7 protein-coding genes are annotated in these 6,252 nt (G+C 42.3%); all 7 read right to left on the reverse strand.

Annotated features, from left to right (window positions below; translation table 11 throughout):
• Positions 1–84: 84 nt before the first annotated feature.
• The 7 genes from QZY09_RS12355 to QZY09_RS12385 all read right to left on the reverse strand — a co-directional run bounded on the left by QZY09_RS12355 (position 85) and on the right by QZY09_RS12385 (position 6,074).
• Complete coding sequence (locus tag QZY09_RS12355) at positions 85–1,035, reverse strand: acetylornithine carbamoyltransferase (RefSeq protein WP_295672807.1); 951 nt, start codon at positions 1,033–1,035, stop codon at positions 85–87.
• A gap of 108 nt (positions 1,036–1,143) precedes the next feature.
• Positions 1,144–2,274, reverse strand: a complete 1,131-nt coding sequence (locus QZY09_RS12360; RefSeq protein ID WP_295672809.1) for an aminotransferase class III-fold pyridoxal phosphate-dependent enzyme — start codon at positions 2,272–2,274, stop codon at positions 1,144–1,146.
• 38 nt (positions 2,275–2,312) lie between these two features.
• A complete protein-coding gene (locus QZY09_RS12365) occupies positions 2,313–2,672 on the reverse strand; it encodes a four helix bundle protein (RefSeq protein ID WP_295672811.1) in 360 nt (119 codons plus the stop codon).
• 36 nt (positions 2,673–2,708) lie between these two features.
• Positions 2,709–3,755 (reverse strand): N-acetyl-gamma-glutamyl-phosphate reductase, encoded by a 1,047-nt coding sequence (gene argC / locus QZY09_RS12370; protein ID WP_295672813.1) that lies wholly within the window; start codon positions 3,753–3,755, stop codon positions 2,709–2,711.
• A 17-nt stretch (positions 3,756–3,772) separates the two neighbouring features.
• The gene (gene argG, locus QZY09_RS12375; protein ID WP_295672815.1) at positions 3,773–4,987 is read right to left on the reverse strand and encodes an argininosuccinate synthase; all 1,215 of its coding nucleotides are present in this window, start codon (positions 4,985–4,987) and stop codon (positions 3,773–3,775) included.
• 44 nt (positions 4,988–5,031) lie between these two features.
• On the reverse strand, positions 5,032–5,349 hold the full coding sequence (locus QZY09_RS12380) for a four helix bundle protein (RefSeq protein ID WP_295672817.1): 318 nt from the start codon (positions 5,347–5,349) through the stop codon (positions 5,032–5,034).
• Between the two features lie 68 nt (positions 5,350–5,417).
• The gene (locus QZY09_RS12385) at positions 5,418–6,074 is read right to left on the reverse strand and encodes a GNAT family N-acetyltransferase (protein WP_295672820.1); all 657 of its coding nucleotides are present in this window, start codon (positions 6,072–6,074) and stop codon (positions 5,418–5,420) included.
• Positions 6,075–6,252 lie beyond the last annotated feature (178 nt).

The following is a 6,252-nucleotide window of genomic DNA, read 5'->3' on the forward strand; positions in this document are numbered from 1 at the left end:
ATTTGGCAATTTGAAAATTTGAAGATTTTTTGTTCTTAATTCATTTTCAAATCAACACATTTTCAAATATTCAAATTAAGAAAATCAACCAATTTCCTCCAGCATCCTCTTTATAACCGCCTGTGCCGCCCAAACTCTGTTGCCAGCCTCGTGGATCACTATAGAACTTTCGCCATCCAATATCTCTGATGATAACTCCAGATCACGCCTTACCGGCAGGCAATGCATTATGTTGGCTTTATTGGTAATTTTTAGCTTTTCGTTTGTCAGCATCCAGTCTTCATTCCCCGGCAAAATCTGGCCATAAGGTTCGTAAGCCGACCAGTTTTTTACGTAGATAAAATCAGCATCCGCTAAAGCTTCCTCCTGGTTGTGGGTAATTGTTGCACCTGCGGTAAAATCGGTACAAAGTTCATAGCCGTTTGGGTGGGCGATAGTGAAATCAACCTCTCCCCTGCACATCCATTCGGCAAATGAATTGGGTACAGCTTGTGGCAGCGGTTTAATATGCGGCGCCCAGGTTAAAACAACTTTTGGGCGGGCTTTGGTTTTTAATTCTTCAATAGTGATCAGGTCGGCTAAACTTTGCAGGGGGTGGCGTGTTGCCGATTCAAGACTAACCACCGGCACCCCGCAAAATTGGACGAATTTGTTGAAGACCATTTCGCTGTAATCCTCTTCCCTGTCCTTTAAGCCGGGGAAGGAACGAACGCCGATAATATCCGCATATTCTCCCATAACGGCTGCCGCTTCACGGATATGCTCAACAGTAGTACCGTTCATGATCACGTTGTCACGCAATTCCAGGGCCCAGCCTTCTTTGTCCAAATTTAGCACCATCACGTTCATGCCCAGGTTAAGGGCAGCTTTCTGGGTGCTCATACGGGTACGCAGGCTTGGATTCAGGAATACAAGCGCCATCGTTTTGTTTTCGCCCAAAGCCTTAAAAGCATAGGGGAACTCTTTCAAATGCAAAGCTTCTTTTACCAGCGCTTTAACATCAGGAACATCGTGAACAGAGGAAAATAGTTTCATGGGTTTGGGCCTCATTCAATCCTCTCCAAAGGAGAGAACTCTTTTATATATTAAAATATTTAATTATCATAACAGTGCCTTTTTTAAGTCTCCCCAACAGGGGGAGATTTAGAGGGGGCTTATAATACTTGCAAATGCTTCTAAAAACCGGTCGGCGTGCGCTTTGGTTAAATTCAGTGCCGGTAAAAGGCGTACCACGTTAGGCTTTGCTTCGCCTGTGAAAATATGATGTGTAAACAGCAATTCTTTGCGTACGTGCGTTAATTCAGCAGGCAGTTCAATACCGATCATCAGGCCACGCCCCCGCACCTCTTTTACCTGTTTAAATTTTTTAAGCTCTGTTATTAAATAACCGCCAACCTCAGCGGCATTTTGCATTAAGTTATCGCGCTCCATCACTTCCAAAACAGCTAAACCGGCAGCACAAGCCAGGTGATTGCCTCCAAACGTGGTGCCCAGCATACCATAGGCTGGCAGTATTTTGGGCGATATAATGATCCCTCCAATCGGGAAGCCATTGCCCATGCCTTTGGCCATGGTATAAATATCGGCATTTATGCCTGCAAAATCATGCGAAAAGAATTTACCGGTGCGGCCATAACCGCACTGCACGGAATCAGCTATAAAAACTGCATTATTGGTATCGCATAACGACCGTATTTTTTGCAGGAAACTTTCCGGTGCAACCTGGATCCCGCCAACACCCTGGATGCCTTCGATAATTACAGAGGAAATTTCATTGGCTACGAAAGCATGCTCCAACGCAATTTCATCGCACCAGGGTACAAAGATTACATTATCCGTTTCATTGATCGGTGCAACGATCTTCGGGTTATCGGTAACCGCCACGGCTAATGAGGTACGGCCATGAAATGCGCCGCTGAAAGCGATCACTTTCTTTTTGCCGTTATAAAATGACGCCAGTTTTAAAGCATTCTCATTTGCCTCAGCACCCGAGTTGCAAAGAAATAACTGGTAATCCTCTTTACCGGAAACATGCCCCAGTTTTTCAGCCAGTTGTTTTTGTAAAGGGATCTCGATGGAATTAGAATAAAACCCAATCTGATGCAGCTGGTCTTCCAGTCGTTTAACGTAATGTGGATTGGTATGGCCAATAGAAATAACCGCGTGACCACCATAGAGGTCAAGGTATTCCTGCCCTTTGTCATCATATACTAAACTTCCTACTCCCTTTACGATATTAATTGGGTTGATCGGGTAGACATCAAATAGTTTCATTCTTTTGAGGTAAAAGCTAAAAGGCGAAAGGTAAAAGGTTAATCGCCCCTTAGAAATTTAATAAAGGCAATTAACATAGCTTTTACTTCGTTAATTGCACTGTTAACATTATCGTATAATTCTTTTGGAATAAATCCCAGATCATAAATTAAAAAACAAGTATATTCTACTTCATGCGCGGATCCTAAAGCATTATCCAAATAATGAGCAAAATCCTTATCAGAATTTTTCCCGCATCCCTCTACAATATTTAGCGGGATAGAATAAGTTGATCGTCGCAATTGATTAGTTAAGGCAAATCGCTCATCTAAAGGCATAATAGGTAAAACATCTGCATAAACTTGTTTTGTAAGTAGATGTGATTTTTTCCAGACATCAAGTTTTTTATAGTCTCTCATAACCTTTAACCTTTTACCTTTCGCCTTTCACCTATCTTAAAAAGCTATCGCTTTTAGCCTCAGTCCCGCTTTTTCATCTAAACCAAACATCAGGTTCATATTCTGTACAGCTTGCCCTGACGCTCCTTTTAATAAATTGTCTATAATGCTTACGATAAATATTTTATTGCCATGTTTCTTCACCTGGATAAAGCATTTGTTCGTATTTACCACCTGCTTCAAATCAATATCATGACGGGTAACGTGGGTAAACGGATGTGCTTCATAATAGTGCTGGTATAATTTCAATGCTTCCGCTTCGGTTAGGCTGCATTCTGTATATATGGATGCAATTATCCCACGTGTAAAATCACCACGGTAAGGAATAAAATTAACTCCCCGGCCTTCGGCGGGCGGATTGAAGTTCGGCTGTAATTGATGCAGCGACTGAACTATTTCATTCAAATGCTGGTGTTCAAATGCCTTGTAGACCGAGAGGTTATCATTACGCCAGCTAAAATGGGTTGTTGGCGACAGGCTTTGGCCAGCACCGGTTGATCCAGTTGTGGCCGTGATATGTGTTTCGCTGTTTAGCAGGTTTTGCGATGCTAATGGCAATAAACCCAATTGCAGGCAAGTAGCAAAACAACCGGGATTGGCAATATTGTTGGCTTCTTTAATGGCATCCCGGTTTAATTCGGGCAGACCGTAAACAAAGCTTTTGGTTTTATGCTTAGCATTCTGACTTAAGCGAAAATCCTGGCTTAAATCAATGATCCTGATATGATCAGGGATCGGGTTTGCATCCAAAAACTTTTTAGCATCGCCATGCCCCACACATAAAAACAATACGTCAATATTATAAGCAAGTTCAGCTGCGAATTTAAGGTCGGTGTCACCAAAAAGATCCGTATGCACTTCGTAAACATACTTGCCTGCACTGCTGGTGCTGTGCACAAATGCCAGGTTAACCTCCGGATGGTTGATCAGTATCCGCAACATTTCGCCACCGGTATAACCGGCGCCGCCAACTATTCCTGCCTTTATGCCCCCCCCGCCCCCTAAAGGGGGAGCTTTATAACCTTTTTTTTCTTCTGTTTCCATATCTCGTTGTATAACTATTAAAGTGCTCCCCCTTTAGGGGGTTGGGGGGCATTTACCTTATGATAGATCATTACCTGGTTGCCAAATATTTTTGAGAAACCTTTAACATCCTCCCCTGACCAGGCATTGTTCATTTCGCCGTAAGTGCCAAATTTGTTCGACATTAGGTCATGTGATGATTCAATACCTACTACCTGGAATCGATATGGATTCAGTTGTACAAACACTTTTCCACTCACGGTGTGCTGGGTGTCGGCTAAGAATGCCTCGATATTACGCATAATCGGATCGTGGAATTGCCCTTCGTGCAGCCAGTTGCCGTAAAAACTGGAAAGCTGATCTTTCCATGATAACTGCCACTTGGTTAAAACGTGTTTTTCTAACGTATGATGTGCCTTGATAATGATCATCGGCGCGGCGGCTTCAAAACCAACACGTCCCTTGATACCAATGATTGTGTCGCCTACGTGGATGTCCCGGCCAATACCATAAGGCTGCGCGATAGCCTGCAAAGCCTGGATTGCTTTAGTAGGGTGACTGAATGTTTCGCCGTCTATTCCGATCAGTTCGCCTTTTTCAAAAACCAGTTCCAGGTTCCTTACCTCTGTTGAAGTTACTTGTGTCGGCCATGCTTCTTCAGGTAAACCTAAATTAGAGGTTAGTGTTTCTTTCCCGCCTACAGATGTACCCCAGATCCCTTTATTGATAGAATATTTAGCCTTTTCAAAATTCATATCCACACCATGATCCTTTAAATACTGGATCTCAGCCTCGCGGCTTAATTTAAGGTCGCGGATCGGTGTGATGATCTGCACATCAGGCACCAGGATATTAAAGATCATATCAAACCTCACCTGGTCGTTACCCGCGCCGGTGCTGCCGTGGGCAACAAACTCAGCGCCTATTTCTTTAGCGTAATTGGCAATGGCAGTGGCCTGGCTAACCCGTTCGGCACTTACTGATAATGGATAGGTGTTGTTTTTAAGAACGTTACCATAAATAAGGTAGCGAACACACGTATTGTAAAAGTTCTCTGTTTCGTCGACCACATGGTGAGAGGTAACGCCCATTTTATAGGCACGTTCTTCTACATTTTTTAGTTCTTCTTCGCTAAAACCACCTGTATTTACAATTACAGAATGAACTTCATATCCTAAGTCTTGTGTTAAGTAAATACAGCAAAATGATGTATCCAATCCACCGCTATAGGCTAAAACAACTTTCTTTTTCATTTTTTTTGGTAAAAGGTGAAGGGCGAAAGGTAAAAGGTAAAAGGTCATTCGCCCCATAAAAATTTTATAAATCCGATTAACATTGCTTTTACTTCATTTATAGCATTGTTAATATCATAATAAGTTTCTTTTGAAATATAACCTAAATCATAAATCAAGTAACAAGTGTATTCTACTTCATGAGCCGATCCTAGTGCATTGTCAAGATAATGGGTAAAGTCTTTGTCCGTGTTTTTACCACAAGCTTCAACAATATTCAGCGGTATAGAATACGCAGACCGTCGTAACTGATTGGTCAAAGCGAAACGTTCCTCGTTTGGCATCAATGGTAAAATATCGGCATAAATCTTCTTAGTTAACAAATGTGATTTTGTTTATACATCAAGCTTTTTATAATCTCTCATTTACTTTTACCTTTTACCTTTCGCCTTTAACCTTTTTCCCTCAGGTGTTCCTGGCTAAAACTTTTGATGGCGTTTTCAATCCGCTGAAACAAAGTAGCCTTACGTGACATTTCTTTAGCGTTTTCTTCCTGTTGTTTTGCTTTTTCAACGGGATCGAACAACATGGCCGTACACATGCAATTTTTTCGGCCTTTACTCATCAGGATATCATAATTCACACAGCTTTTGCAGCCGGCCCAAAAATCTTCGTCCTGGGTAAGTTCAGAGTAAGTTACCGGCTCGTAACCCAGTTCTGAGTTAATTTTCATTACAGCAAGACCAGTTGTTAATCCGAAGATCTTAGCTTCGGGATATTTTTTCCTGGAGAGTTTGAAAATATTCTCTTTGATGGCTTTGGCGAGGCCGGCTTTCCTGAACTGGGGGTTTACGATCAACCCTGAATTGGCTACGAAATCACCGTGGCTCCAGGTTTCAATATAGCAGAAACCGGCCCAGGTGCCGTCTTTGTGAAAAGCGATCACTGCTTTTCCTTCCAGCATCTTATTCGCCACGTACTCCGGCGAACGCTGGGCTATACCTGTACCGCGCGCCTTTGCCGACTCGGCCATTTCATCACAGATCTGCTGGGCGTAATCAACGTGCTGTCCGCTTGCAACCTGTATATCAAAATCTTGTATGGTCATTGAAATAGAAAAATTACCGTTAAATCATTTGCCGTAACCGGCGTTAATAAACTGATGATCTTTTGTGGTAAAAATGGTTGGCGAAAATGAAGTTTGGTTAAATGATAGTATTACAAAAAATAAAGTAGCTATCAAAGAATTAATTATTGAACAACTGCAAGCAATGCCCGAAATAGAA

Origin of the sequence: uncultured Mucilaginibacter sp., from assembly GCF_903913935.1 — a bacterium.
Lineage (GTDB): Bacteria > Bacteroidota > Bacteroidia > Sphingobacteriales > Sphingobacteriaceae > Mucilaginibacter.